Source organism: Mesorhizobium sp. M1050, assembly GCF_040318715.1.
Classification (GTDB): Bacteria; Pseudomonadota; Alphaproteobacteria; order Rhizobiales; family Rhizobiaceae; genus Mesorhizobium.
In genome coordinates, this window is sequence record NZ_JAMYMV010000038.1 from 27498 (window position 1) to 52357 (window position 24860).

17 protein-coding genes and 1 pseudogene are annotated in these 24860 nt (G+C 63.0%); 9 read left to right on the plus strand and 9 right to left on the minus strand.

What is annotated here, in order from left to right:
• Positions 1-90: 90 nt before the first annotated feature.
• The 5 genes and pseudogenes from amrB to NKH57_RS20335 form a co-directional block, all read right to left on the minus strand.
• Positions 91-1934 (minus strand): annotated as a pseudogene (gene amrB, locus NKH57_RS20315) (AmmeMemoRadiSam system protein B); the annotation flags it as partial.
• Positions 1935-1958: 24 nt separating this feature from the next.
• A complete protein-coding gene (locus NKH57_RS20320) occupies positions 1959-4985 on the minus strand; it encodes a hypothetical protein (protein ID WP_352946620.1) in 3027 nt (1008 codons plus the stop codon).
• A 2-nt stretch (positions 4986-4987) separates the two neighbouring features.
• A complete protein-coding gene (locus NKH57_RS20325) occupies positions 4988-5689 on the minus strand; it encodes a DUF4760 domain-containing protein (protein WP_352946623.1) in 702 nt (233 codons plus the stop codon).
• The gene (locus NKH57_RS20330) at positions 5686-6033 is read right to left on the minus strand and encodes a hypothetical protein (protein WP_245266778.1); all 348 of its coding nucleotides are present in this window, start codon (positions 6031-6033) and stop codon (positions 5686-5688) included. The genes NKH57_RS20325 and NKH57_RS20330 overlap by 4 nt, the downstream gene beginning before the upstream one ends.
• 141 nt (positions 6034-6174) lie before the next feature.
• Positions 6175-8379: a caspase family protein gene (locus tag NKH57_RS20335; RefSeq protein WP_352946626.1), complete on the minus strand. Its 2205-nt coding sequence runs from the start codon at positions 8377-8379 to the stop codon at positions 6175-6177.
• A 264-nt stretch (positions 8380-8643) separates the two neighbouring features.
• Between NKH57_RS20335 and NKH57_RS20340 the strand changes: the two genes are divergently transcribed.
• The gene (locus NKH57_RS20340) at positions 8644-9048 is read left to right on the plus strand and encodes a Fur family transcriptional regulator (RefSeq protein WP_023760778.1); all 405 of its coding nucleotides are present in this window, start codon (positions 8644-8646) and stop codon (positions 9046-9048) included.
• Between the two features lie 32 nt (positions 9049-9080).
• Here the strand turns inward: NKH57_RS20340 and polA are convergent, their stop codons facing one another.
• The gene (polA, locus tag NKH57_RS20345; RefSeq protein ID WP_352946659.1) at positions 9081-12038 is read right to left on the minus strand and encodes a DNA polymerase I; all 2958 of its coding nucleotides are present in this window, start codon (positions 12036-12038) and stop codon (positions 9081-9083) included.
• Between the two features lie 410 nt (positions 12039-12448).
• Here polA and NKH57_RS20350 point away from each other — a divergent pair, with 410 nt between their 5' ends.
• The 5 genes from NKH57_RS20350 (at position 12449) to NKH57_RS20370 (ending at position 18349) form a co-directional block, all read left to right on the plus strand.
• The gene (locus tag NKH57_RS20350; protein WP_352946629.1) at positions 12449-13834 is read left to right on the plus strand and encodes a M20/M25/M40 family metallo-hydrolase; all 1386 of its coding nucleotides are present in this window, start codon (positions 12449-12451) and stop codon (positions 13832-13834) included.
• Between the two features lie 147 nt (positions 13835-13981).
• Complete coding sequence (locus tag NKH57_RS20355) at positions 13982-14602, plus strand: ribonuclease D (RefSeq protein ID WP_352946632.1); 621 nt, start codon at positions 13982-13984, stop codon at positions 14600-14602.
• A 96-nt stretch (positions 14603-14698) separates the two neighbouring features.
• Positions 14699-14899 (plus strand): hypothetical protein, encoded by a 201-nt coding sequence (locus NKH57_RS20360; RefSeq protein ID WP_023760775.1) that lies wholly within the window; start codon positions 14699-14701, stop codon positions 14897-14899.
• A 370-nt stretch (positions 14900-15269) separates the two neighbouring features.
• Positions 15270-17546, plus strand: a complete 2277-nt coding sequence (locus NKH57_RS20365; RefSeq protein ID WP_352946634.1) for a transglycosylase domain-containing protein — start codon at positions 15270-15272, stop codon at positions 17544-17546.
• Between the two features lie 50 nt (positions 17547-17596).
• Entirely contained in the window at positions 17597-18349 is a 753-nt protein-coding gene (locus tag NKH57_RS20370) for an SDR family NAD(P)-dependent oxidoreductase (RefSeq protein ID WP_023760772.1), read from the plus strand.
• 13 nt (positions 18350-18362) lie between these two features.
• On the opposite strand, the gene NKH57_RS20375 is transcribed toward NKH57_RS20370, so the two are convergent.
• Complete coding sequence (locus tag NKH57_RS20375) at positions 18363-19283, minus strand: zinc-binding dehydrogenase (protein ID WP_352946637.1); 921 nt, start codon at positions 19281-19283, stop codon at positions 18363-18365.
• A gap of 117 nt (positions 19284-19400) precedes the next feature.
• On the opposite strand from NKH57_RS20375, the gene NKH57_RS20380 reads away from it, so the two are divergent.
• Positions 19401-20201, plus strand: a complete 801-nt coding sequence (locus NKH57_RS20380) for an AraC family transcriptional regulator (protein ID WP_352946639.1) — start codon at positions 19401-19403, stop codon at positions 20199-20201.
• On the opposite strand, the gene NKH57_RS20385 is transcribed toward NKH57_RS20380, so the two are convergent.
• Together NKH57_RS20385 and NKH57_RS20390 are read right to left on the minus strand one after the other, a co-directional pair.
• Positions 20198-21982, minus strand: coding sequence for a cation:proton antiporter domain-containing protein (locus tag NKH57_RS20385; RefSeq protein WP_352946642.1), 1785 nt, complete (start codon positions 21980-21982; stop codon positions 20198-20200). The two genes, NKH57_RS20380 and NKH57_RS20385, sit on opposite strands and share 4 nt — an antisense overlap.
• A gap of 225 nt (positions 21983-22207) precedes the next feature.
• Positions 22208-22657, minus strand: a complete 450-nt coding sequence (locus NKH57_RS20390) for a baeRF12 domain-containing protein (protein WP_023760768.1) — start codon at positions 22655-22657, stop codon at positions 22208-22210.
• A gap of 415 nt (positions 22658-23072) precedes the next feature.
• Here NKH57_RS20390 and cysG point away from each other — a divergent pair, with 415 nt between their 5' ends.
• Positions 23073-24524: a siroheme synthase CysG gene (gene cysG / locus NKH57_RS20395; protein WP_352946644.1), complete on the plus strand. Its 1452-nt coding sequence runs from the start codon at positions 23073-23075 to the stop codon at positions 24522-24524.
• Positions 24521-24826, plus strand: a complete 306-nt coding sequence (locus tag NKH57_RS20400) for a DUF2849 domain-containing protein (protein ID WP_352946646.1) — start codon at positions 24521-24523, stop codon at positions 24824-24826. Before cysG ends, NKH57_RS20400 begins: the two co-directional genes overlap by 4 nt.
• Positions 24827-24860: the final 34 nt, after the last annotated feature.

The window sequence follows — 24860 nt, forward strand, 5'->3', positions numbered from 1 at the left end:
TCGCGTACAAAAAGTACGCTCCGCTCCGGTTCTCGGAACCTACCGTTTTCGACTCGGCCTGACCTGAATCTCAACACACCCTGGAAGCGTTCATTTTCTGCCCATCTCGAAATAGTTGGGCAGCGGGATGAGCCTGGTGAAGATCGTGCCCTGGGCAAAGACGCGCAGTTCCAGCATCGATCCCGATGACCGTTCGGCGCGCTGGTCGAACAGGAAATTGCCGAGCGAATAGACCTCCGCCACATCGCCGCCGGCAAGCGGGACGATCGCCTCACTCGACACATGCGGATGACCGCCGACGATGACTGAAGCGCCGCGCAGGCGCATCTGGTCGGCAAGCATGTCTTCCCGCTTCGACGGTGCGGTCTTGTATTCGCGGCCCCAGTGGACGAAGGCGACCACTGGCCGCTCGGCATCCTCGTGAAGCAGCCGGTCGAGCAGGGCAGGGATGAGCAGGTCGGTGTTCTTCGAACCGTTGGTGTCGATGTCGGTCAGGCCAACCAGGTCGATATCGGCAAGCGCCAGCGTCTCGCCCTGCCCGAAATGCGGAATGCCGGCTTCATCCAGGGCGCGCAGCGTCTCGGCGTAGCCCGACGGACCGAGATCGTAGGCGTGGTTGTTGGCGAGACCGACGCCGGCGACATGCAGCCTCTTCAGCATGTCCACAGCCAGGCCCTCCGGCATTGCCAGCGTCATGTCGTCGATCGCTTCCGGAACGTTTGGCAGGATGACACCTTCGAGATTGATGATCAACGGCCGCGATCCGGTCAGCGCCAGAACGTTGCCGACGATGCGGTCGGCTACACCGTCACGAACCAGGATCTTCTTCATGGCGCGGCCGAAATTCACGTCGCCTGCGAGATAGTAGATCCTGTCCTTTGGCCGTGTCGGATTGTTGAAGCCAGGACCGAAGGCGCCGAACAGCGCAACGACATAGCTGGTGGTCCGCTCGACATAGTCCGACGTGTGTTCCTGCGAATTCTCATTGGCGACGACCACCGGTTGGGCGCCGAACAGCTCGCGCTGCAGCCTGGTCTGGATATAGAGCGCGCCGACGGAATCGGCATGATCGGGCTGGCGAAGTGCTGCTATGCCGTCGAGCGAACCGGCGGCCAGCATGTTCAGGGACTGCTGGTCGAAGCGCCTGGAGTCATGCTGCGGCAGATAGTGCGAGAAGTCGGTGGACTCGACGATGAGCGTGTCCTGGTCGACGATCGGCTTCAGCGCCTCGGCCAGTCTGTCCCAGTCGCCTCGTCGTGCCTTGACAGACATCGCCACGGGAACGATTTTCGCTTCCGGGAAATAGTGATGCAGGAACGGCAGCATGGCGCGTACGCCATGCTCCTTGTCGAACAGGCACGACTCTTCGACCATGTCGCTGTTCGTCTCAAGCCGCCGCACGGCGTCGGTGTCGGCCGCGACCGGGCCAAGCACGGTGTCGAAGCCGCGCAGCGTGGTGGCGTAGAGCTTGTGCGTCTTGTGGAAATGGTCCGGCGACAGGATGATGATCCGTTTGTAGCGGAAACCGGACGCCGCCCGGAACCCCAGCGCCACCAGGTCGGCGGCCAGCAGATGGTGCGGCACCGTGATGCCGGTCAGCCGCTGGTTGGACGGCTCGACATCGGCGACGTTGGCGATGGCCTCCTTGAACAGCGAGGCGTCGTCGTAGAAGGGCGGAAAGTTCTCGGTACCCGGCGGGCAGACGACAGGTGCGGCGAAGGTGGGGAGGGGCAGGAGAGTGATGGCGAAGATCAGCAGGATGCTGGCCGGCGCGCAGGCACCCCCCTCTGTCCTGCCGGACATCTCCCCCGCAAGGGGGGAGATTGGCAGCTTCCGCCTCGCGAGTTTTCTTGCAGCGCTGCAGATCAGCGTAAGCAGCCCTGACAGCCGATCTCCCCCCTTGCGGGGGAGATGTCCGGCAGGACAGAGGGGGGTGCCTTGGCGCAGACCTCGCTCCCTCATGGCTCGGCGAGCACAATGTTCTCCACGCCGCCGACGTAGTAGAACGGCTTCTGCTTCGAGGACGTCAGCCGCACCACCTCGCGAGAAATATAATCGGCAAGGCCGAACAGCGTGACGCCGCCGTCCGAAGTCCTGGCCTTTCCGCGCAAGCCTTCGAGGATCGAATAGGTGAAGACGCCGTGGCCGAGCTCGGGCAGTTCGGCGGCGGTGTTGTTGGCGGCGGTGGCCGAGAACACGACAATGCGCGCATCCTGCGCGTCCTTTTCCAGGCGCGGGTTGAAGGCGTTGGCGGCATGGCAGGTGTCGAGCAGCATGAAGCGCATGCCCTTGGCGCGCTCTACCGATTTCTGGATGTCCGACCAGTCGACAAGCGAGGAACGTTTCCAGCGCTCGGCATCCTGTTTGCGGCCGTTAGTCGGGATGAAATAGTAATCCTCATCGATGTTGATGCCGTGGCCGGCGACGAAGATGATGGTGGTGTCGTGCTCGCGGGGCCTATCGAGGAAGTCGGCGAGCTGGTCGTCGATCGTGTCGGAGTCGGGCTCCATGATGCCGTCGGCACTGGCGACTGCATAAGTCTGTCTGGCCTTGTCGGAGTTCTCGTCGAGTGCGTCGCGGTTGACCAGAACCAGCGTTTCCATGGATGAAAACAGCGGCGCTGATTTCTGGGAGATCACCTTGAGAAACTCGGTGGCATCATCGACGGGGTAGCGCAGGTCGCAGGCATGGCCCGAACAGGCGTCGGTCAGGAACGGATATTTGTCGACCCCAATGACCGCTACATAGAGCTTGCCTTTGGCCTCGGTCTTCTCGGTCTTCCTCGCCAGTGCCGTCACGCTGCGTTCGGTCAGATAGCCATATTCGTTGGTGCCGGTGATGCGGATGGTGTTCTTGCCGTTCTCGACCGGTATCTCGACAGTGGTGCTGTTGCCGTCCACCGAGCGCGCGGTGACATCGCCGACATTGCGACTGTTCGACAGGATCGAGAAGCCGGCGACATCGGTTCCAGCTTCCTTGGCGCCTGATATCTCGACGGCGACGTAGCCGTCGCGGACCTTGCTCTGGTCTTCCGCCAGACGGATGCCGAACTCCGGCGGCTTGCGCTGCAAAAGCTTCTGCAACTCGTTGTCGACGCCGGGCCGCATCTCCTCGACCGCCTGTTTGGCGCTGCGCAGGATAATTGCCCGGCGCACCATCTCGGGGCTCCAAAGATATTTCTTCAACTGCCCGGCGCGGATGAAGCGGCCTTCACGGTCGCGGCCCTGGTTAACCTGCCAGCCGATCAGCTTGTCGCCCTCGTCGGAGGAATAATAGTAGCCCTGCGGCATCCAGACGATCCATTGCGAACCGGCGAAGAACATCGAGACGATCAGTTCGTGCGTCTTCAGGTTCCAAAGCCTCAGCGTCTGGTCGGCGCTGCCGGTCACCAGCAGGCCAGCCTTCTCCGAGGCGACCATGGCATTGATATCGGCCGTATGGCCGGTGTACTCGCCCGACACTTTCGCGGTCGCGGTTCTGTACTCGATCAGCGTGCCGTCATTGCCGCCGGTGATCAGGCCAAGACCTTTGCCGATCAGCGTGTAGGCGGAATGGACAAAGCCGTTGGTGGCGTCGTTTTCGATGCTGCGCACCAGCTTGCCGCCATTGGCAATCTCCAGCACAGCGTTTTCCAGTGCGTCCTTGCCGCCCGTCGCGGCACGCAGCGACCACTGGCCGTCGACAAGGGCGGCGCGGTCGAACGAGCTTGGCTCCGTCAGCGGCTGCGGGTCCTCGAAGAAGCGTTCGGTGGTCGGCAGCACCAATTTGTTGTCCAGCGCGCCCTGCTGTTCGGGACAGGCCACGCGCTCGGGGCAAGGGTTGGCGTTGCCCCAGGCGACGACGTCGTTCGCCGCGTCGATGCCGACGGCGGTTACAGGTTCGCCCACTCCCTGCAGCAGTGCCTTGCGTTCGCCGTTCGCGGGATCCCAGACCTGGATGGCGTGGCGCGTGCCGCCGGCGGTTGCGACCAGCGAACCATCGGCGTTGGCGCCGCTGGCATAGACAGTGCCGTCATGGCCGGTATAGTCGAGCACCTTTTCGCCGGTGTCGGTGTTCCAGACGATGGAGCGGTGTGTGTCGGCGCAGCGGTAGCCGCAGGAGGCGATCAGCCGCGCATCCTTGGCGAAAGTCAGCGAACCGATGAAGAAATCCTGAGTCGGCATGGCGCGTGCCAGCGTGCCATCGGTCGCGCGCCAGAGCTGGACCTGCCCGTCCTTGCTGCCGGTGGCGAACAAGGCCCCGTCGGGCGAAACGGCCAGCGCCATCACGCTGATGTCCCGCAGCGGCTCGGCTACGTCGGGCAATTGGATCTCCTCGCCGTTCACGACGTCCCACAGCCGGATACCATTGTCGGTGGTCGTCGCGGCCAGTCGGGTTCCACCGGCGGCGAAGGCGAGCTTGTCGATGTGCCAGGAATCGGCGTCGAGCTTCTTGTCCAGTGACCAGCCGGTCGCGGATTTGTCGTCAAAGCGCCAGAGATAGACGATGCCGTCGGCGCCACCGGCAGCCAGCGTCTTGCCATCGGGAGAGAAGGCGAGATCATAGGTCGCGTAATCGGCGGCCTTGAGTACAGCCTTGATCTTGCCGGTGGCAAAGTCGAACAGCCTGATATCGCCATAGGGCGGCTTGTCGCCAAGGCTGGCGCCGAAATAGCCGCCTGCGGCAATCGTCTTGCCGTCGGGCGAGACCGCGATCGCGAAGATCTTGCCGTCGCTGCCATTGCCGAGATAGCCGCGGATAGTGCGCAGCGTCACGCCACTCCGCCAGTCCCAGATGCGCATGGTTTTGTCACTGGATGCCGAGACGATGTCTTCGCCATCGGGTGTGAAGGTGAGATCGGTGACTTGCGCGCTATGGCCGCCAGTGTCGAGGTCGAGGTGGAAATCCGGTGCGTCCTCGGCACGGGCAACCGAAGTCCCGATCAATGCTCCGCCCAGAGCCAGCCAGCGGCAGGCGCGCATCAGGCGGAGGTCGATTTTTCCCATCGCTATTTGACTTCGTCCGCAGGCGGCGCATTGCGCACATAGGTCTCGATTGCCGAGGCAAAAGCGGGTGAACCCGCCTTGCGCTGCTTGTCGACATAGCCGGCAAAATAGCTCCAGAACGAGACGGCATAGTCGCGGAAGTACGCATCGGTCACCTTGCGCGAACACAGGTCGCCGTCGACGCAGGAGGATAGGCGGTTGAGGAAATAGACGATGCGGTCGAAATTCTCGCTGAAATCGGCGAGCGGCATGTCGCCGCCGGCGGCGGTCATGGCTTCGATGCCGATCCGCTGCCGGAACACCTGCTCCTCGGTAGGCGAGGGGTTGGCGCTGAGCAAATTGTCATATTTGGCATTGAGGGCCGTTAGACGATCTTTCAGCGCGCGCTGCGCCTGCTGGTAGTCTTTGTTTTCCCAAAGTTCGACCAGCGACATGGTCTGCTCGACGCGCTTCTGCTCCTGGTTGGCCAGGAACTGATAGACCGAGAACATCAAGGTGAAGATGATGGCGATACGCACCGCCATGCCCGACCAGGCATAGGCCAGCATGCGCCAGTCGCGGTCGGTGAAGGGATTGCTCTCCTTCTTGATCTCATGGCTGCTCGGCCACGGGAAACCTTCCGTGGTTTCCGGCAGTGGCGATTTCGCGGCAAGCGCCTTTGCGGGCGCTGCTGTTTGCCTGGTGTTGCCCGCCGGTTTCTTCATCCGCAGCTGTCCAGTTCGATGGTGGCGGAGGGATCCAGCACGATGCCCGGCGCCTCCAGCTTCTTTTTCAGGCATTCCAGCTGCAGGCGCGAAATCATGAACTGCACGTCGGGCTCCATCGCTCCCCTGTTCGGTGACGGCAAGGCTTCGACGACGCCGCGCGAGGCACAGTTGCTGAGATCGACGACAATGGCACCGCTGGCACTTTTGGCGATCTGGTCATATTGATCGAGAAAACACGTCGCCAGCTCCGAATTGGTGACGATCTGCTTGACGCACAGGCCGCATGCCTCGTCCGCAGAGGCATTGGCGATCAGCAACAGGCCGCCGGCAAGGCCGGTCACTGTTCCACACCAGGAAAACATAGAATTCCTCACAATCGGTCCTGTCCGTTTCATCCGGCCGTCATGCACCAAGGCTGGGGGCGGGAATGTTCTCATATCGCGTCGATGGCGCAAGGGCTGGCCGTCGCCTCCGCCATCGGCTCAACCGCGCGGCACCGTCTCCATCGGGAAGATCATCACAGCGCCTTTCGGCCCGCCCTTGTCGGCAAGCCGCATCACCGAGCGAGTTGCAGGCGCCATGCCGAGATCGGTCAGCATGTCGGAGAAGCTGGCGGAGCCCATTCCGCGTGTCGCAGAGGCGACGCCGTCCTGTGCCAGGAAACTCAGGTCCTGCTCCTCGCTCTCCGGCGGCGCCTCGGTCAGAACCGCAATCATCCGTTCCATGCCGAAGCTGGTGTCGGTGAAGGCGAGCAGTCCCTCCTCTAGCGTGGCCTGAGGGGCGAGGCGCTCGGCAACGATGTGGGTGATCGAATAATCGCTGCCGACATAGAGCACGTTGATATCGACCAGAAGGTCCGAGCTGTTCTTGGCCAGCACATGCACTTCGTCGCCCGGCGAGACGCGCGGCACCACTGAAGCCTGGAGCGGTTCCAGACCATCCTTGTCACGGCGTTTGACCTGGAACTGGACGTCGACGTCCTCGGGCTTGTAATCGGAGGCCGCCGCCAGCCGTGAAAGCCCGGTGGCACGGAAGATGGTGCGCAGGTTCCTGGTCGTTGCATCGACCAGCTTCTGCCGGTCGTCCATGTGGATGATGATCAGCGGCGGCTTGCTGTCCTCCTTCAGGGTCACATCGCCCGACGCCGGCAGGAACCACAGCGCCGGCTTGTCAGTCGCATCCTTGTCGGCGCCGGTAAGAGCATTCTCGCGTAGCACCGCAAGGCGGAGCTCGGCGCCTTTGCCGGGCTCTACCACCTCGATGTTGAAACCCGTCTCCTTGGCTGTGGCCAGTTCGTCGAGAACCGAATTGACAAGCGCGGTCTCCGTCTCAAGTCCCTTGGCCACGGCAGGCCGCGCGACGACGAGCTTGTAGTCGACGGCGATCTCCGCCACCCGCGCATAGGCGTTGGCCGGAATGTCGGCGACCTTGAGCGCCGGCTTCTTGTCGAACTCGACCGGCTTGACGCGGCTTTCCAGGTTCTTTGCCGACCGAACTTCCAAAAATCCGATCGCGTCGGAAAGCGGGGACAGCGCCGAAGGCAGGATGGCGAGCTTGCTGCCGGGGGTGAGTCGGTGCAGCAGCCCGGCGCCGATCGTCGCCTCGCCGTCCTTGATGACGACAGGCCACTGCATGACCGCGTCGGTCCTGTCGGTGCCGAACACACGGGCATCCAGTTCGCCTTCGAACAGCGGCGTTGGCCGGGTGCGGCTGTCGGCCGAATATTGCTGCAGCACGGCCTGGCCGAGTTGGCGGTAGGTGACGTTGGGATTCTCGGCCAGTTTCGACAGGATGGTGAAGGTGAACAGGCCAAAGCGCGGGGCGTCCGTTGCGCCTTTGGGCAGCGGCATTTCCGGGGTCGTCTCCACCGTCTGCGCGGCGTAGAAGGCGACCAGCTTGCCCTTGGCGATTGGTTCGCCGCCGGTTGGGGTCAGGTTGAAGGCAGGCTTGCGCGTGCCTTTGTCGTCGATGCCACGCGAGCCAGCGGCCGATGTCACCTCGTCGTAGGCCTTGATCGCAGCCGCCCGTTCAGCCTTATTGCCGCCGACCAGGTCGGCAAACTCGACCTTGCGTTCCAGCTCGTCGTCGACCTCGACGGCCCGTGTCGCGGTGCCGGAGTGGCAGCAGTCGAACACGACCCAGACGAAGGCGCCCTTGTTTCGAATGGCGTCGAGTGCCGCGCCGATCTCGTTGTCGACCAGCGCATTCGGCACGCCGGCATCGCGGTTGATCCATTTGTCGATGTCGACGGGCAGGAAGATCTCGTCGAGCCTGTCGGTCTCGTCGCCCTTGACCATCTGCGGCTGCTGGGCGCCGTGACCGGACAGGTGCAGATAGACGAAATCGTCGCGCTGAACCTTGGCGGCAAGGTCGGCCAGAGCGGCCTTGATCGCCGCATGGGTCGGCAGGCCACTGGCGCCGGGGACATCCTTGGCGAGCAGCGTGACATTCTCGGGCGCGAACCGCACTGGGTCGGGCACGTTCTTCAGAAGATATTCGCGGACGAGCCCGGCATCGTTCTTCGGACCGACCAGCCAGTTCCTCTGCGGCAGAGCAGGATATTCGGTGCAGGCGACCAGCAGCGCATGGTATGTGCGCGATGCGGCCATGGTCCGGAACGACACCATGCCGGCCATCGTCAGCGCGGACGTGCCGACCAGCAGCGTCCGCCGCGTCAATTTGATCATGATTGCTTCCCCAAGCCCGATCGAATTCCCAAGTGACGCTATCCTTGCCGAGGATTTTGTCAGTATTTTGAATGTTGCATCGGAGAGCAACCCGCCTGTTATCCTGCTCCGATCGACAAGGCGCGGTTCTCGGCAGCCTTCCGGCGCAGAGATGCTGGAAACAGTAGCAAAAATGCCTGTTCGTCGCTATCTGGGTGGGACAGGGGTCGTTTGCGCGCGGAAATGATGCGCGAGCGACGCAAGACGCGAGTTGGATCAAGGACCATGGCGGCAAGGGATGTGCTGACGAAGAACCAGCTGTGCGTGCTTGAGAAGCTTGAGGCTGCCAGTGGCCCGCTCAGTGCCTACACCTTGCTCGACCAGTTGCGCGAGCGCGGTTTCCGCGCGCCGCTGCAGGTCTATCGGGCCCTCGACACACTGGTGAAGTCCGGTTTTGTGCATCGGCTCGAAAGCATCAACTCCTTCGTCGCTTGCGTCGAGCCGCATGATCACAGCCACTCGATGACCGCCTTCGCAATCTGCGACACATGCGGGCAAGTGACCGAAATGTCCGACCACGATGTCGGTCACCAACTGGACGAATGGGTGCGCTCCACCGGCTTCGCCGCCAAGAAGGCGGTGATCGAATTCCGCGGGACGTGTGCCAAGTGCCTGGCCGAAGCTGCTTGAAGGCTGGTCAGCCGTGAAGCATTTTCAAGAATCTAATGTGCCTCGTCCCAGTTGTTCGCCGCCCGCGCGTCGACATGCAGCGGCACCGACATCGACACCGCCGGCATCGCCGCATTCTCCATGACGTGACGGACAACCGGGATCGTTGCCTCGACTTCGGCTTCGACCGTCTCGAAGATCAGTTCGTCATGCACCTGCAACAGCATGCGAGCCGAAAGGCCTGCTTTTACCAGCGCCTCCTCCATGCGGATCATGGCACGGCGGATGATGTCGGCGGCGGTTCCTTGCAGGCGGGCGTTGATCGAGGCGCGCTCGTTGAAGGCGCGGAGGGAGGGATTGGACGATCTTATGTCCGGGTAATGGATGCAGCGCCCGAAGATCGTTTCGACAAAGCCGTGCTCGCGGGCATAGGCCTTGGTCTCTTCGATATAGTCGCGAATGCCCGGGAAGCGCTCAAAATATTTCTTGATGTAGTTGCCGGCTTCCTCGCGCGGGATCGACAGCTGGTTGGCGAGGCCGAAGGCCGAAATGCCGTAGATGATGCCGAAATTGATCGCCTTGGCGCGGCGGCGGACTTCCGAAGGCATGCCTTCGACCGGCACGTTGAACATTTCCGACGCGGTGATGGCGTGGATATCGGCGCCGTCGGCGAAGGCCTGCCGCAGTTGCGGTATTTCGGCGACATGGGCGAGGACCCGCAGCTCGATCTGGCTGTAGTCGGCCGAGACCAGCCGATGGCTCTTGTCGGTGATGAAGGCGGTCCTGATCTTTCGGCCTTCGGCGGTGCGCACCGGGATGTTCTGCAGGTTCGGATCGGAGGATGACAGGCGCCCCGTCGTCGTCGCAGCCAGCGCGTAGGAAGTGTGGACGCGTTTGGTGTCGGGGTGGATGAAGCCTGGCAGCGCATCGGTATATGTCGATTTCAGCTTGGTCAGCTGGCGCCAGTCGACGATCTTGCGCGGCAGTTCATGGCCTTCGGCAGCGAGGTCTTCGAGAAGCTGCGCCGAGGTCGACCACTGGCCGGTCTTGGTCTTGGAGCCGCCGGGCAGGCCCATGCGGCCGAACAGGATGTCGCCGAGCTGTTTTGGTGAACCGATGTTGATGCGCTCGCCGATGAGCTGATAGATTTCCTCTTCGAGGCGAGCGGCGCCCTGCGCCAGTTCGCCCGACAGTCGCGACAGGATCTGACGGTCGACCGAGATGCCGCGCTGCTCCATGCGTGCCAGCACCGGCACCAGCGGCCGTTCCAGCCGCTCATAGACCGATACAAGCCCCTTGGCGGCAAGCCGCGGCTTAAGCACCAGCCAGAGCCGCAGTGTCACATCGGCGTCTTCTGCGGCGTGAGCGGTCGCCTTGCCGATGTCGACCTGATCGAAACCGACGGAGCCCTTGCCCGAACCGGTCACGTCCTTGAGCTGGAGCGGAGTGTGACCGAGCCATTTCTCTGCAAGCGAGTCCATGCCGTGACCATGCGGGGTGCCGGCGTCGAGCACGTAGGAGATCAGCATGGTGTCGTCGAAAGGCGCGACATCGATGCCATAACGGCTCATGACGACGAGATCGTATTTCAGGTTCTGCGCGATCTTGAGAACCGACTTGTCCTCGAGCAGCGGTTTTAGCACGGCCAGTGCCTCGCGAACGGAGATCTGGTTTTCGAGCATCCCGCCGCCGAGCAGGTCACCGTTGCCGCTCTTGTGGGCAAAGGGAATGTATGCTGCGCGGCCGGGCGCCGTGGCGATGGACATGCCGATCAACTCGGCCTGCATCGGATCGGCCGACGTCGCCCTGACGTCGAAAGCGACACGGCCGGTCTCCATGGCCTCCGCGATCCAGGCTTTCAGGGCCGGGACATCGCGGATGCAGTGATAGGCTGACGTATCGATCTTGCGGGTGGCCGCGCTCTCCAGCCGCAATGCGGCGAGCAGAGAAGGGGTGTCGCCTTGTTTTGACGTTTCTGTCGTTGCCGCTCCGCCGGCCTGGCCAGGCTCGGCGCCGGACTCGGCTCGGGCAACAGCTGGCACTCCGGCCCCGACATCCGGGCCATGGGCATAATCGGCGCGCTCAACTGTCACCGCGACGGCCTGGACGTCACCTGCCTCGGTGCCGGTCGCTTCCGCCACGCGGCGGGTGAGCGAGGTGAATTCCATGGTCTTGAGGAAGCCGATCAGTTTTGGGCCGTCCGGCGGGTGCAGCACGAAGTCGTCCAGCCCCGCGGCCACCGGCACGTCGTTCATCAACGTCACCAACTGACGCGAAACACGTGCCTTGTCGGCGTTGGCGATGATCGATTCGCGCCTCTTGTCCTGCTTGATCTCGCCGGCGCGGGCGAGCAGGGTGTCGAGGTCGCCGAACTGCTCCAGCAGCTGTGCTGCCGTCTTCGGCCCGATGCCGGGCACACCAGGCACATTGTCGACCGAATCTCCGGTCAGCGCCTGCAGGTCGACCATTTTTTCCGGCGGTACGCCCCATTTCTCGATGACCTCGGGAATGCCGATCTGGCGGTCCTTCATCGGGTCGTACATACCGACCGTGTCGCCGACCAGCTGCATCAGGTCTTTGTCGGAGGAGATGATGGTGGTGTCGCCTCCGGCCTCGCAGGCGAGCCTGGCATAGGTGGCGATCAGATCGTCGGCCTCATAGCCTTCGGTTTCTATGCAAGGCAGGTTGAACGCCCTGGTTGCCTGGCGGATCAGGCCGAATTGCGGGATCAGGTCTTCCGGTGGCGCCGAACGGTTGGCCTTATATTCGGGGTAGAGGTCATTGCGAAAGGTTTTCGACGAATAGTCAAAAATGACGGCGAAATGCGTCGGCACAATGCCTACATCGGTGTTACGGGCGTCGAGGACCAGCTTCCACAGCATGTTGCAGAAGCCGGAAACGGCGCCGACCGGCAGGCCGTCGGATTTGCGGGTCAGCGGCGGTAGCGCGTGATAGGCACGAAAGATGTAGCCGGAGCCGTCGACAAGGAAGAGATGATCGCCTTTTTTCATGTCGGCAGGGATAGCGCGGCGCGGCGGCTTGGTCCATGCCAAAGGCGGCTTCAGATACCGGTTCCGGCAACACCCTGACAGACCCGCTCCGGCCCAATCACGGCCATGTTACAAAACTGTAATCTTCGTGCCCTTGAATCGCCATGTTCAAAGACACAGATACAGCGCATCGGCAATTTTCGCCGAGTCCGGAGCAAGGCCCGTCCCCCGCCTATCCCGGACAACTGCGGCAGCCTATCCCCCCTCTCCGGGCTGCCGCAACGTTTCGAGTAGAAGGCCGCCGTGGCTCCCCCTCCACCACGGCGGTCTTTTTTTACCTCGGACAGACATTTGCAGCCCGTGGTCCAATGGGCTTTTCGTTTTCCTGTCCTGCCTTTACGGTTCCGGTTCTGAATCGAAAGGCTTCACACATGTCTGCAGTTTCCCCCGTCCTCGACCGTCTCGACATGAATCTCGACCAGAGTCTCGAACGCCTGTTCGGCCTGCTCAGGATCAAGTCGATCTCCACTGATCCGGCCTATGCCGCCGACTGCCGCAAGGCGGCGGAATGGCTGGTGGCGGAGCTCAAGCTGATCGGCTTCGACGCCAGCGTGCGCGACACGCCCGGACACCCGATGGTGGTTGCGCACCACGACGGTCCGGCTGATACACCGCATGTGCTGTTCTATGGCCACTATGACGTGCAGCCGGTCGACCCGATCGAACTGTGGGAAAGCGATCCGTTCGCGCCGGCGATCAAGGAGGTCGGACCGGATCAAAAAGTGATCACCGGACGCGGCTCGGCCGACGACAAGGGCCAGTTGATGACCTTTGTCGAGGCTTGCCGCGCCTGGAAGCAGGTGCACGGCAATCTGCCCTGCCGCATCACCATCCTGTTCGAAGGCGAGGAGGAGTCCGGCTCGCCGTCGCTGAAGCCGTTCCTCGAGGCCAATGCCGACGAGCTCAAGGCCGATTTCGCGCTGGTCTGCGATACCGGCATGTGGGACCGTGACACACCGTCGATCTGCGTCGGATTGCGCGGGCTGGTCGGCGAGGAGATCACGGTGAAGGCCGCCGACCGCGACCTGCATTCCGGCCTCTATGGCGGCGCTGCCGCCAATCCTATCCGCATCCTGGCCAGGTTACTGGCAGATATCCACGACAAGGACGGTCATATCACCATTCCCGGTTTCTATGACGGCGTCGAGGAAACGCCGTCGCAGATCCTGAAATCATGGGAGACGCTTGGCGAGACGGCCGAGACGTTCCTCGGGCCCGTCGGCCTGTCGATCCCGTCGGGCGAAAAGGGTCGCTCGGTGCTGGAATTGACCTGGGCGCGTCCGACGGCCGAGTTCAACGGCATTATCGGCGGCTACACTAGCAAGGGCTTTAAGACGGTGATCGCGGCGGAAGCCTCGGCGAAGGTATCGTTTCGCCTTGTCCATAAACAAGACCCGAAGAAAATCCGCGCCGCGTTCCAGAAGTTTGTCCAGGAGCGCATCCCCGCCGACTGTTCGGTCGAATTCCACCCGCATGGCGGCTCGCCGGCAATCCAGCTTTCCTATGACTCGCCGTTCCTGGCCAAGGCCAAGAATGCGCTGTCCGACGAATGGCCGAAGCCAGCAGTGACGACGGGCAGCGGTGGCTCGATCCCGGTGGTCGGCGATTTTCAAACCTATCTCGGCATGGAATCGCTGCTGGTCGGGTTCGGCCTCGACGACGACCGCATTCATTCGCCCAACGAGAAATACGAGCTCAGCTCCTTCCATAAGGGCCAGCGCTCGTGGGCGCGGATTCTCGATGCGCTGACACGCTGAGTGGCGAGAAAATCACGCTGACGGCATGAAAATCAACTTTCTGTTGATTTTTCAGCGGATTGCGGCGAGGACGAGCCAACATCATAGCTCTCGGCGTCCTATGCCGTTAAAGGACGCCTGAGACTGTAGGTTCGACCGGAGAACACAATGGCCGACATCCGTTTCCACAAGAATGACCTGTCCGATCTATCGCACTACAATGTCGGCGCGGTGGCTATCGATACCGAGACGCTCGGGCTCAACCCGCATCGTGATCGGTTGTGCGTGGTGCAAATTTCGCCCGGCGACGGCTCGGCCGACGTCATCCAGATCGCGCCCGCCCAGAAGAAGGCGCCGAACCTCGTCAGCCTGCTGAGGAGCCGCGGCATAACCAAGCTCTTCCACTACGGCCGTTTCGACATCGCGGTGCTCTACAACGCGTTCGGCGTGATGCCCGAGCCGGTTTTCTGCACCAAGATCGCCTCGCGGCTGACCCGCACCTACACCGACAGGCACGGGCTGAAGGATATCTGTTTCGAACTTCTCGGCGTCGGCCTGTCAAAGGCGCAACAATCATCGGACTGGGCGGCCGAAACGCTGTCGCCCGAACAGCTCGAATATGCGGCATCCGATGTGCTGTATCTGCACCGCTTGCGCGATGTGCTGGCCGAGCGGCTGGCGCGAGATGGGCGGACAAAGGAGGCCGATGCCTGCTTTCGCTTCCTGCCGACGCGCGCCAAACTCGATCTGATGGGCTGGGACGAAGAGGATATCTTCGCCCATAGCTGACGGTAGTCGCGGACATCTGCCGATGGCCGGGTTTGGAACCGGAAGCAAGGCTGCCGCGTTTGTCGGCTCATCGTCGCCGGTTCAAAGGGGATGACATTGACGGACAGAAAGCCGATAGCGACCGCGCCGACCGATGGCTCCAAGATCTCAATCACGTGGAAGGACAGCGACGGCGTCATCAACGAATCCATCGCTCAATACCGCGATGACGGCTGGTGGGTCTACACAGACAGTCATACGCAAAAGAAGGTTGAGCCGACCAGCTGGCGGCCTGCCGCGAGCGAAGACGACGATTAGAGCAGTTCACCGTTTCATGGAAACCGGCGAGCTGCTTGAACTCTTTGTTTGATGCAATCCCCTAGGGAAAGCGCCGCGCGCTTTCCTGGAAAACCGCTTGGCGTCTTTTATCGTGAGCAGACCAAACCGAAAGGGGTCGAGCTCAAGATCGACAACAAAGGTATTTCGGTCCAGCAGAATTGACGGCATTGGGCCGGCGCCGACCTTCGCCTGCTGCCGCACGCAGCCGGCGCTGATGCGCGATTCAACACGATCCGCGTGCAATTGAATCCATATTGCCTCGATTTTTCTCGACTTAACCCGCCCTTAAATCGCCGCATCTACTCTTCAACCCGAATGCCATAGGCATCGGGGATATCAAGCACAGCTCATGGCGAACCGCAGAGATAGCCGCATCGAACCCAGTTTCGAGGGGCCGCCGCAGGCGCGATCCTCGGCGGGTCTTTCGGTGAATGAGGAGGATCGCGTCGTGCCGAGCAATCGCAAAGCCTCCGCAAAGCGCAAGCCGGCCAAAGGAAAATCGTCGCGAGCCAAGCGCGGCGGAAGCCGGCGCGGCCTGTTCGGGGTGCTCGGCCGGCTGTTCTACTGGTGCTTCGTGCTTGCCATCTGGGGCGGCATCGCGGTGGCCGGCACCGTCGTCTACTACGGCGCCAAGATGCCGGCGGCGACGACATGGTCGATCCCCGACCGCGCGCCTAATATCAAGATCGTCTCGGCGGATGGCCAACTGCTCGCCAATCGCGGCATGAGCGGGGGCGAAGCCGTCGGCCTGCACGAAATGTCGCCCTATATCCCCGAGGCCGTCATCGCCATCGAGGACCGCCGCTTCTATTCGCATTTCGGCATCGACCCGATCGGCCTGTCGCGTGCGATGGTGACCAACCTCATTGGCGGGCATTTCTCACAGGGCGGCTCGACCCTGACCCAGCAATTGGCGAAGAACCTGTTCCTGACTCCCGATCGCACGCTGGAACGCAAGGTGCAGGAGGTGCTGCTGGCGCTTTGGCTGGAGCACAAGCATACCAAGGACCAGATCCTCGAAATGTACCTCAACCGGGTTTATTTCGGTTCCGGCGCCTATGGCGTCGAAGCGGCCTCGCGGCGTTATTTCGGCAAGAGCGCGCGCGATGTCACCTTGTCTGAAGCCGCATTGCTTGCCGGCCTGTTGAAAGCGCCGTCGCGGCTGTCGCCGGCACGCGATCCGAAGGCTGCCGAGGAGCGCTCGCAACTGGTGCTTGCCGCCATGCGCGACGAGGGCAAGATCAGCGCCAAGGAGCTGACTTCGGCGATGAGCGCGCCGGCAACGCGCGCGCCGTCCTACTGGACCGGGTCGGAGAACTACGTCGCCGACACCATCATGGAAGAACTTCCCGACCTGATAGGCGACGTGCGCAGCGATATCGTCATCGACAGCACCGTCGACCTGAACCTGCAGAAGCTCGCCGAACAATCTATCCGCAGGCTGATCGACGAAAGCGGCAAGAAGCTCAACGTCAGCCAGGGTGCGCTGGTGTCGATCGACGATTCCGGCGCGGTGCGCGCCATGGTCGGCGGCTACGACTATTCGACCAGCCAGTTCGATCGCGCATCCGAGGCGCGCCGCCAGCCGGGCTCGGCATTCAAGCCGTTCGTCTATATGGCCGCCCTTGAAGCCGGCCGAACACCCGACAGTGTGCGCAACGACGCACCGATCAGGATCGGCAACTGGACCCCCGACAATTACCACGGCAAATATTTCGGCAAGGTGACGCTGGCAACCGCATTGGCTAAATCGCTGAATTCGGTCGCCGCCCAATTGACCATGGAGGTCGGGCCGGGCGCCGTTGTCGAGGCGGCGCACCGCATGGGCATCCAGTCCGACCTGCAGTCCAACACCTCGATCGCGCTGGGCACGTCGGAGGTGACGCCTCTGGAACTGACATCGGCCTATGTCCCCTTTGCCAATGGCGGCTACAAGCCTGACATCCATTTCATCCGCCGCGTGACGACCACCGAGGGCAAGGTGCTTTATGACAGCGGGGGCGAGAGTGCGCCGCGAGTCGTCAAGCCAGAGATCGTCGGCATGATGAACTCGATGATGACGGGTACGGTCGAGATCGGTACCGCCCGGAAAGCGGCTTTCGCCTGGCCATCGGCCGGCAAGACCGGCACCAGCCAGAATTCGCGCGATGCCTGGTTCGTCGGCTACACTGCCAACCTCACCACGGGTGTGTGGTTCGGCAATGATGATGGCAGCCCGATGAAGAAAGTCACCGGCGGCGCGCTGCCAGCGCAGGCCTGGCACGAATTCATGGTCGCAGCCCACGAGGGCGTGCCGGTGCGGCCGCTGCCCGGCACCTGGAAATCGACGCCGGCCAACACCATCGTGCCCGATGAGATACCGTCGGCGAACAACACCCCGCCGGCGCCGGTTCCTTCCGCGCCGGTCGGCCAGCAGGCGCCGCAGATGCGGCCAGCCGCGCCGGTCGCCCAGCAGCCAGCGCCGGTCCGCGCGGCCCGTCCCGCCCAGACCGTCGATGCCGATGGCTTGTCCATGCCGGAAGACGACGGCGCCACCGCATCGATCAAGCACCCGGTGCCACCAGGCGAAGTTGGCGGTCCGCGCAAGAAGCGGCAGACCTCGATCCTCGATCTCCTTGGCGGCTGAGCGGCAACTCGCCGCTCGCCTCCGCGACGCGGTTCGGCTACACCTCCCAAATGACTGAACTCGACTCCAGAAAGACCATCGTGCTGACCGGCGCCAGCCGCGGCATCGGCCACGCCACGGTCAAGCGTTTTTCGCGCGAAGGCTGGCGCGTCATCACCTGCTCGCGCCAGGCCTTCGCCGAGGACTGCCCGTGGCCGGCCGGGCCTGAGGACCACATCAAGGTCGACCTTGCCGATCAGGAGGATGTCGGCATCGCCGTCTCGGAAATCCGCCACCGGCTGGAAGAGCATGGCGGCCAGTTGCACGCGCTGGTCAACAATGCCGGCATTTCGCCGAAGCTCAAGGACGGCAACAGCCGGATGGACTCGATCGACACGCCGATGCATGTCTGGCGCGACGTGTTCCAGGTCAATTTCTTCGCGCCGATCATGCTGGCTCGCGGCCTGTTCAAGGAATTGGCGGCGGCCAAGGGCTCGATCGTCAATGTTACCTCGATCGCCGGAACCCGCGTGCATCCCTTCGCCGGCACCGCCTATGCGACATCGAAGGCAGCACTTGGCTCGCTAACACGGGAGATGGCACATGATTTCGGCCCGCACGGCATCCGTGTCAACGCCATCGCGCCGGGCGAGATCGACACCGCGATCCTGTCGCCGGGCACGGACAGGATCGTCGAGACCATTCCGCTCAGACGTCTTGGCACCACTGCGGAAGTCGCCGACATCATCTTCTTCCTGTGCTCGCAGCAAGCGTCCTACGTCACGGGCTCGGAAATCCACATCAATGGCGGCCAGCACGTGTGACAAAACAGGGTGCTCATCCTGTTATGGTGAGAACGGCCTTGCCGCTGAAGCTGCGCTGTCGCAGTGCGTCCAGGGCGTGAGCAATGTCTGTCCACGGGATGGTAAGGGCCACGCGCGTTTCGAGCCGGCCAGCCACGACCAGAGCGAGCAGCGAGGCGATGTCCGCGCCAATGCCTGGACCTGACGTATAGTACGCAAAGGTTTGAAGCCTCGCGCCCTCATGATCCGGAACGAACTGGCGGAACCCGACCGGCGTGAGTTCGCCGCTGCTCGAACCGAACATGACGATGGTCCCGCCAGGTGCGACGCGTTCGATGGCGTGTGCGAGGCTTTCGCCGCCCACCGACTCGGTGATCAGCGAAAACGGCCCCTCAGCCAACTCGATCGACACGACCACATGCATAGCTCCCAAGCCGCGCAGATCGTCTGCGTGCCGGGCGGCGGCGATCGCAGTCACCGAGGCACCTTGCTCGCGGGCGATCTGGATCTGGAAACGGCCGACCGCACCGCTTGCACCGGTGACCAGGACCTGCTGGCCGGCCAGGTCGCCGCCATGGCGCAAAGTCCTCAGCGCCGTCGTGCCTGCGACCGGAAGCGTGGCTGCGGACACGAAGCTGACCTCATCCGGCAGGACCGCGAGGCGGTCGGTTGGGACGGCGACCCGTTCGGCCCATCCGGCCTGGTCGACCAGAGCCGCAACCCGGGCGCCCACGGCTGGCCCGGAGCCATCGGCTGCTGCCCGTTCGACAATCCCGACGATGTCCTGACCCGGGATCCAGCCGTTCGAACGGATGGCAAGCAGGCGCAGTTCGCCACGGTTCAACGAGCTCGCATGGACCGAGACAAGCGCCTCGTTCGGGGTCGGTTGAGGCTCGGCAAGCTCCGCGATCCTCAGTCCGGTCGCGCTGTCGGAAGAGATGACGAGGGCGAGCATGGTTCATACCTCATGGCTGCGTGGTGGACGCACCGCTCATTCGCAAGTGGACCCTATCGATTTTTGCCTTTGAATAATTTAGATATGAAGGCAATTGATCGCTAAAAGCCGTCAACCATGAAGCAGCCTCTCAGCTACCCTTGGCTCGATTTCGATGTGGATGACCCTTCCGCGCCAGCGATTGCCGTGCGCGTCGACGTCCCCGAGACCAGAGCGGAAGTGCCCGCACATCGGCACCGCAAAGGCCAACTCGTCTTCGCGCTCGGAGGCGGTATCACATGCCACGTCCCAAGCGGCCTGTGGATGGTGCCGCCTCATTGCGGGGTGTGGATTCCAAGCGGCATGGAGCACAGCAATGTCGCGACCGCCAATGCCCGGATTTTTTTCGTCTACATAGAGCCGGGAGCCGCCCATCTGCCGGAACGCTGCTGCACGTTTTCGATCTCGCCGCTGCTGCGCGAACTGATCATCGAGCTGTCCGATGGTGCGCAGGACGATCAGGCGAGGGATGAGCTTTTGACCAGGACCCTGCTTACCGAGCTGCCGCGTATGCCTGTCCAGCAGTTGCATCTGCCGATCTCATCCAGGCCGCGCTTGAAGCGGGTCGCCGAAGCGTTGGCGCAGGACCCTGCCGACCGCAGCACACTGGCAGAATGGGCCAATCGCGTTGCGCTCAGCGAGAGCAGTCTCGCCCGTCTCGTGGTGAAGGAGACGGGGCTGAGCTTCGGGCGCTGGCGCCAGCAATTGCACTTGATCGTCGCAATACGGGAATTGGCTTCGGGTGCAAGCGTGCAGCAGGTTTCGGGCGATCTCGGCTACGGGTCGGTCACGGCCTTCATCACCATGTTCAAGAAGGCGCTTGGGAAGCCGCCGGCAAAATATCTAAGCAGTGTCTTGCAGCATGGCGGCGCGGCTTAGGCAGTGGACGGTTCAGCCGCCTCCGGCTTGTGGCCAAGCACCTCTTCGACAATGCCCCGCGCGATCTCGCGCTCGCCCATGATCACCGTATCGGCGCCGAGCCCCTTGAGATGCTCGATCTCGGCGTCGGAATGGGCGCGGGCAATGACGTTGATGCCGGGATTGGCAGCGCGTGCCCTGAGGACGATCTGTCCGGCCTCGAAGGCATTGGGGATGGCTAGGATCAGTCGATTCGCCCCTTCGGGATTGGCGGCGGCGAACACTTCGACGTTGGCCGCATTGCCGGAGACGGTTTCTATGCCGTCGGCTTTCAGTCTGGCCAGTGTCTTGTCGGCATCCTCGACGACGAGGAAGGGCAGGGCGGCCTGTTTCAGCGCCGCACCGACGAGGCTGCCGACGCGGCCATAACCGATCAGGATGGCATGGTTGGTGAGACCTGTCCTGGCCGGCGGCCCGTTTCCTCCTTTCGTCGTGGCTGCAACGGAGGCCAATTGGCCCGGTTCCGTCGCCGGACCGACCGGCTTTGCCTCGACCGGCGGTGCCGTCCTGGCGGCGCGCCGCTCCAGCCATGGCTTCATCCAGTCGATGGCCAGGAACATCAACGGATTGAGGACGATCGACAGGATGGCGCCGGCGAGGATGAGGTCGCGGCCTTGTTCGGGCAATAATTTCAGCCCGACGCCGAGTTCTGCCAGGATGAAGGAGAATTCGCCGATCTGGGCAAGGCTTGCCGAGATCATCAGGGCGGTGGCCAAGGGATAGCCGAAGGCAACGACAATGATGAACGCCGCTAAAGATTTGCCGATGACGATGATGGCCAGCGTCGCCAGGATTGGCCAGCCATTGCTGGTCAGGCTGAACGGGTCGAACAGCATGCCAACCGAGACGAAGAACAGCACCGAAAAGGCATCGCGCAGCGGCAGCGATTCTTCCGCCGCGCGGTGGCTGAGCTCGGATTCGCTCATGATCATGCCGGCGAAGAAGGCTCCCAAAGCCAGCGAGACCCCGAACAGCTTGGCCGCGCCGAAGGCGACACCGAGCGCTATTGCGAGCACGGCCAGCCGGAACAATTCGCGCGATCCGGTGTGGGCGACGTAGTGCAGGATCCAGGGGATGACCCGACGGCCGACCACCAGCATGACGACGACGAAAGCAGCAACCTTGGCCAGCGTGATGCCGACGACGCCCCAGATGCCGTAGTTGTCCGGTAGCGACAGCAAGCCGCTTGCATGGGCGTCCGCCTGCTCCTGGCCGCCGAGCACGCCGGCGAGCGCCGGCAGCAGCACCAGCGCCAGCACCATGGCCAAATCCTCGACGATCAGCCAGCCGACGGCGATGCGGCCGCGCTCCGTCTCGATCAGACGGCGTTCCTGCAAGGCGCGTAGCAGCACCACGGTCGAGGCGACCGAGAGCGCCAGGCCGAAAACCAGCCCTGCGCCCATCGACCAGCCGAGCATCCAGGCAAGGCCGGCGCCGAGCGCTGTTGCAAAGCCGATCTGGACGATCGCGCCGGGCACGGCGATGGCGCGCACCGACAACAGATCCTTCAGCGAGAAGTGCAGCCCGACGCCGAACATTAGCAAGATGACGCCGATTTCGGCCAGTTCGTTGGCAAGGCTGGCATCGGCGACGAAACCGGGCGTGTTCGGCCCGACCAGCACGCCGGCTACGAGATAACCGACCAGCGGCGGAATGCGGAAGCGGTTGGCGAGAGCGCCGAAGACGAAAGCCAGCCCCAGACCGGCGACGATGGTAGCGATAAGGGGCGTGTCATGCGGCATTGTCTATGGAGCGCCTTTCAAAAACCAGCGATATCGGATGGACACCGGCCGAAGCCGCCGCCTGTTCGCAATATGGCGGATCGGGTGTTGGCGAGGCAACCCGCAAATCCATGACATCGACGCTGCGGCCGCAAAGGCTTGACCGGCGGCTGAGGAAGCCGCCGGCCCCAATTTGAATTTCCTCGATGGTATTCCGCCTCGGTCCGGCGCAATTGCTCACAGCGATCAGGCTGCCTGCAGCAAGGCCTCGATTTCGAATAGGGCGTGGTTGGTCAGTGTCTTGGGAATTTCGGCGGTCACTTTGTCCGCGACTTCCTTGTGCAGCTTCTTGCGCATTGTCCCAAGCACCATCGGTGGTGCGACAAGCACGATCTCCTTGAACTGGCCGCTGTGCGCGAGCTTGTAGAGCCGGTCAGCAATGTCGTCGGCGAAACGCTCCTTGCCGATGCGGTGCCAGTCCGTTTCCTCGACCGCGCTGCGGTGTACGGAGGGACCATCATTGTATCGGCCCGGGCTATCACTGCCTTGCTCGCGGGTGGGCGGGTTGTTCTGTTCGATTTCCTGCACGACTTCGAGGTTCGGATATTTGCTGTCGCCGGCATTCCTCAGGAAAAGCGCTTTTTCGCCATCGGCCACCAAAACCCAGATGCCATGCTTCAGGTTGATCGTGCTCATGACAAGGCTCCTCTTTGGGTCGCCCCGGCATCTTGCGATGTGCCGCGGCCGGGTTTCGCGATCTGACGCGATGGGCCTTTGGGAACGCGTCTCTCAGGGGTAATGTTCCCGCCAGCATCCCTATAAACTTGGACATCCGGGCATCCAGCGCCGGCGGCTTTAATCTACTAAACTGGTAGAATTTAGAAAAACCTGATTTGCGGCACTGCTCGCCGGGTGCTAATACGGCTGGAAATCAAGGCCTGCGACAGGTGCTTGAATCCGCATCACCTGCCGATGAGGAATATTTTTCTCTTGGCCGAGATGCATTCAGAAAAGCGATTGCATCCCGACAGGCGATGCGCCAGTGCGTTCCTTCTGATTGCTCGCGCTCGCGCGTAAAACTGCAAGCCTGTTCAGGATTCCGCTCGCGCCCATGCCGCACATTGCTCCCAAACTCAATGCCTTCCCCGTCTTCATGCGGGTCGAGGGCCAAGCCGTGGCCATCGTCGGCGGCGGCGAAGAGGCATTGGCCAAGGCAAGACTGATCGGACAGTCGAGTGCGGTTTTGCGCGTCATCGCGGAACATGCCGAGCCCGATCTCTTGACCTTCATCGCTCAGACCGGCACCCACCATTTTGCCGCCGCTTACGACGCGTCGCAGCTCGAAGGTGCGGTCATGGTATTTGCCGCCAGCGGCAATGAGGAACTCGATCGCCGCGTGGCCACGGATGCGCGCCGGCTCGGCATTCCGGTCAACGCCGTCGACCGGCCTGCGCTTTGCGATTTCTTCACCCCCGCGCTGGTCAACCGCGCGCCGGTCGCCATTGCCATCGGCACGGAAGGTGCAGGCCCGGTGCTTGCCCAAATGCTGCGAAGCCGCATCGACCGCATGCTGTCGCCGGCGCTTGGGCCGCTGGCAACGCTCGCGGCGTCGTTTCGCGGAGCCGCCGAAAAGCTGCTGCCGAGAGGCAACGCCCGCCGCCGCTTCTGGAATGATTTCTTTGCTGGTGCTCCTGCCCGTGCGGCTGAGGCGGGCGAGCTTTCGCAGGCGCATGACGCTGCTGTCCATCTTCTGCTGTCGGATGCGCCGGCCTGCGGCCACATCGCCCTGGTCGGCGCCGGTCCGGGCGCCGAGGATCTTCTGACTTTGCGTGCCCATCGCCTGCTGATGGAAGCCGATGTCATCGTCCATGACGCGCTGGTGCCGGAGGCGGTCGTTGCCATGGGTCGCCGCGATGCCGAGCGTCTGCCGGTCGGAAAACGCAAGGGCTGCCACACCAAGAGCCAGGCGCAGATCAATGCACTGCTGGTCGAACTCGGCCGTGAAGGCAAGCGCGTCGTGCGGCTGAAGTCGGGCGATCCGCTCGTGTTCGGCCGGGCCGGCGAGGAGATGGCAGCGCTTCGCGATGCCGGCATCGCCTATGAGGTGGTTCCGGGCGTCACCGCGGCATTCGCCGCCGCAGCCGATTTCGAATTGCCGCTGACGTTGCGCGGTGTTTCCTCGTCAATGGTGTTCACCACCGGCCACGACCTCAAGGGCAATTCGCTACCCGACTGGGCCAAGCTCGCCATTTCGGGCGCCACCGTCGCCGTCTATATGGGCCGCTCGGTGGCGGCCGAAGTTGCCGGCCGGCTGATCGAGGCCGGTCTGTCGCCGGATACGGCGGTAGCAGTGGTCGAGAATGCAAGCCTTGCCAACCGGCGCCGGTTCCACGGCACGCTTGCCGACCTGCCGTCGCTGGAAGCGCGCGCCGATCTTTCCGGCCCGGTCATGACCATCATCGGCGACGCGGTCGCCGGCGCCAACTTTGACCGGTCCGAGGCGCTCGCGGCACGCAGACATGAAGGTGCGTCCAGTTCGGTCGCCGAAGGAGTTCAGTCATGAAGATTCTGACCGCCAACCGCCTGACCGACGGCATTGCCGTCTGGTACGCCGATGGCGGCTGGGCCGAGACGGTGGACCATGCCGACATTGCCCATGACAAGCTGGCCGAGGATCGCCTCGAGGTGATCGGCGCCAAGGCCTATGCCGCCAACGAAGTGGTCGATGTCAATCTGATCGATGTCGACGTCGTCAACGGCGTCGTCGAGCCGGTGCGGCTTCGCGAAAAGATCCGCGCTGCCGGCCCGACCATCCGCAACGATCTCGGCAAGCAGGCTGCCCGGCAGCGGACGTGGGCAGCTTAACAAGACACCAGGCATGGGCGGACGCGCCCTGAAA

Bases quoted from the DNA above. Each gene is read 5' to 3' on its own strand.
- NKH57_RS20325 (WP_352946623.1), bottom strand. From the start codon at position 5,689: ATGAAGAAACCGGCGGGCAACACCAGGCAAACAGCAGCGCCCGCAAAG.
- NKH57_RS20385 (WP_352946642.1), bottom strand. From the start codon at position 21,982: ATGCCGCATGACACGCCCCTTATCGCTACCATCGTCGCCGGTCTGGGG.
- cysG (WP_352946644.1), top strand. From the start codon at position 23,073: ATGCCGCACATTGCTCCCAAACTCAATGCCTTCCCCGTCTTCATGCGG.
- NKH57_RS20375 (WP_352946637.1), bottom strand. From the start codon at position 19,283: ATGCTCGCCCTCGTCATCTCTTCCGACAGCGCGACCGGACTGAGGATC.
- NKH57_RS20370 (WP_023760772.1), top strand. From the start codon at position 17,597: ATGACTGAACTCGACTCCAGAAAGACCATCGTGCTGACCGGCGCCAGC.
- polA (WP_352946659.1), bottom strand. From the start codon at position 12,038: ATGAAAAAAGGCGATCATCTCTTCCTTGTCGACGGCTCCGGCTACATC.
- NKH57_RS20365 (WP_352946634.1), top strand. From the start codon at position 15,270: ATGGCGAACCGCAGAGATAGCCGCATCGAACCCAGTTTCGAGGGGCCG.
- NKH57_RS20350 (WP_352946629.1), top strand. From the start codon at position 12,449: ATGTCTGCAGTTTCCCCCGTCCTCGACCGTCTCGACATGAATCTCGAC.
- NKH57_RS20340 (WP_023760778.1), top strand. From the start codon at position 8,644: ATGGCGGCAAGGGATGTGCTGACGAAGAACCAGCTGTGCGTGCTTGAG.
- NKH57_RS20390 (WP_023760768.1), bottom strand. From the start codon at position 22,657: ATGAGCACGATCAACCTGAAGCATGGCATCTGGGTTTTGGTGGCCGAT.
- NKH57_RS20400 (WP_352946646.1), top strand. From the start codon at position 24,521: ATGAAGATTCTGACCGCCAACCGCCTGACCGACGGCATTGCCGTCTGG.
- NKH57_RS20355 (WP_352946632.1), top strand. From the start codon at position 13,982: ATGGCCGACATCCGTTTCCACAAGAATGACCTGTCCGATCTATCGCAC.
- NKH57_RS20320 (WP_352946620.1), bottom strand. From the start codon at position 4,985: ATGGGAAAAATCGACCTCCGCCTGATGCGCGCCTGCCGCTGGCTGGCT.
- NKH57_RS20335 (WP_352946626.1), bottom strand. From the start codon at position 8,379: ATGATCAAATTGACGCGGCGGACGCTGCTGGTCGGCACGTCCGCGCTG.
- NKH57_RS20380 (WP_352946639.1), top strand. From the start codon at position 19,401: ATGAAGCAGCCTCTCAGCTACCCTTGGCTCGATTTCGATGTGGATGAC.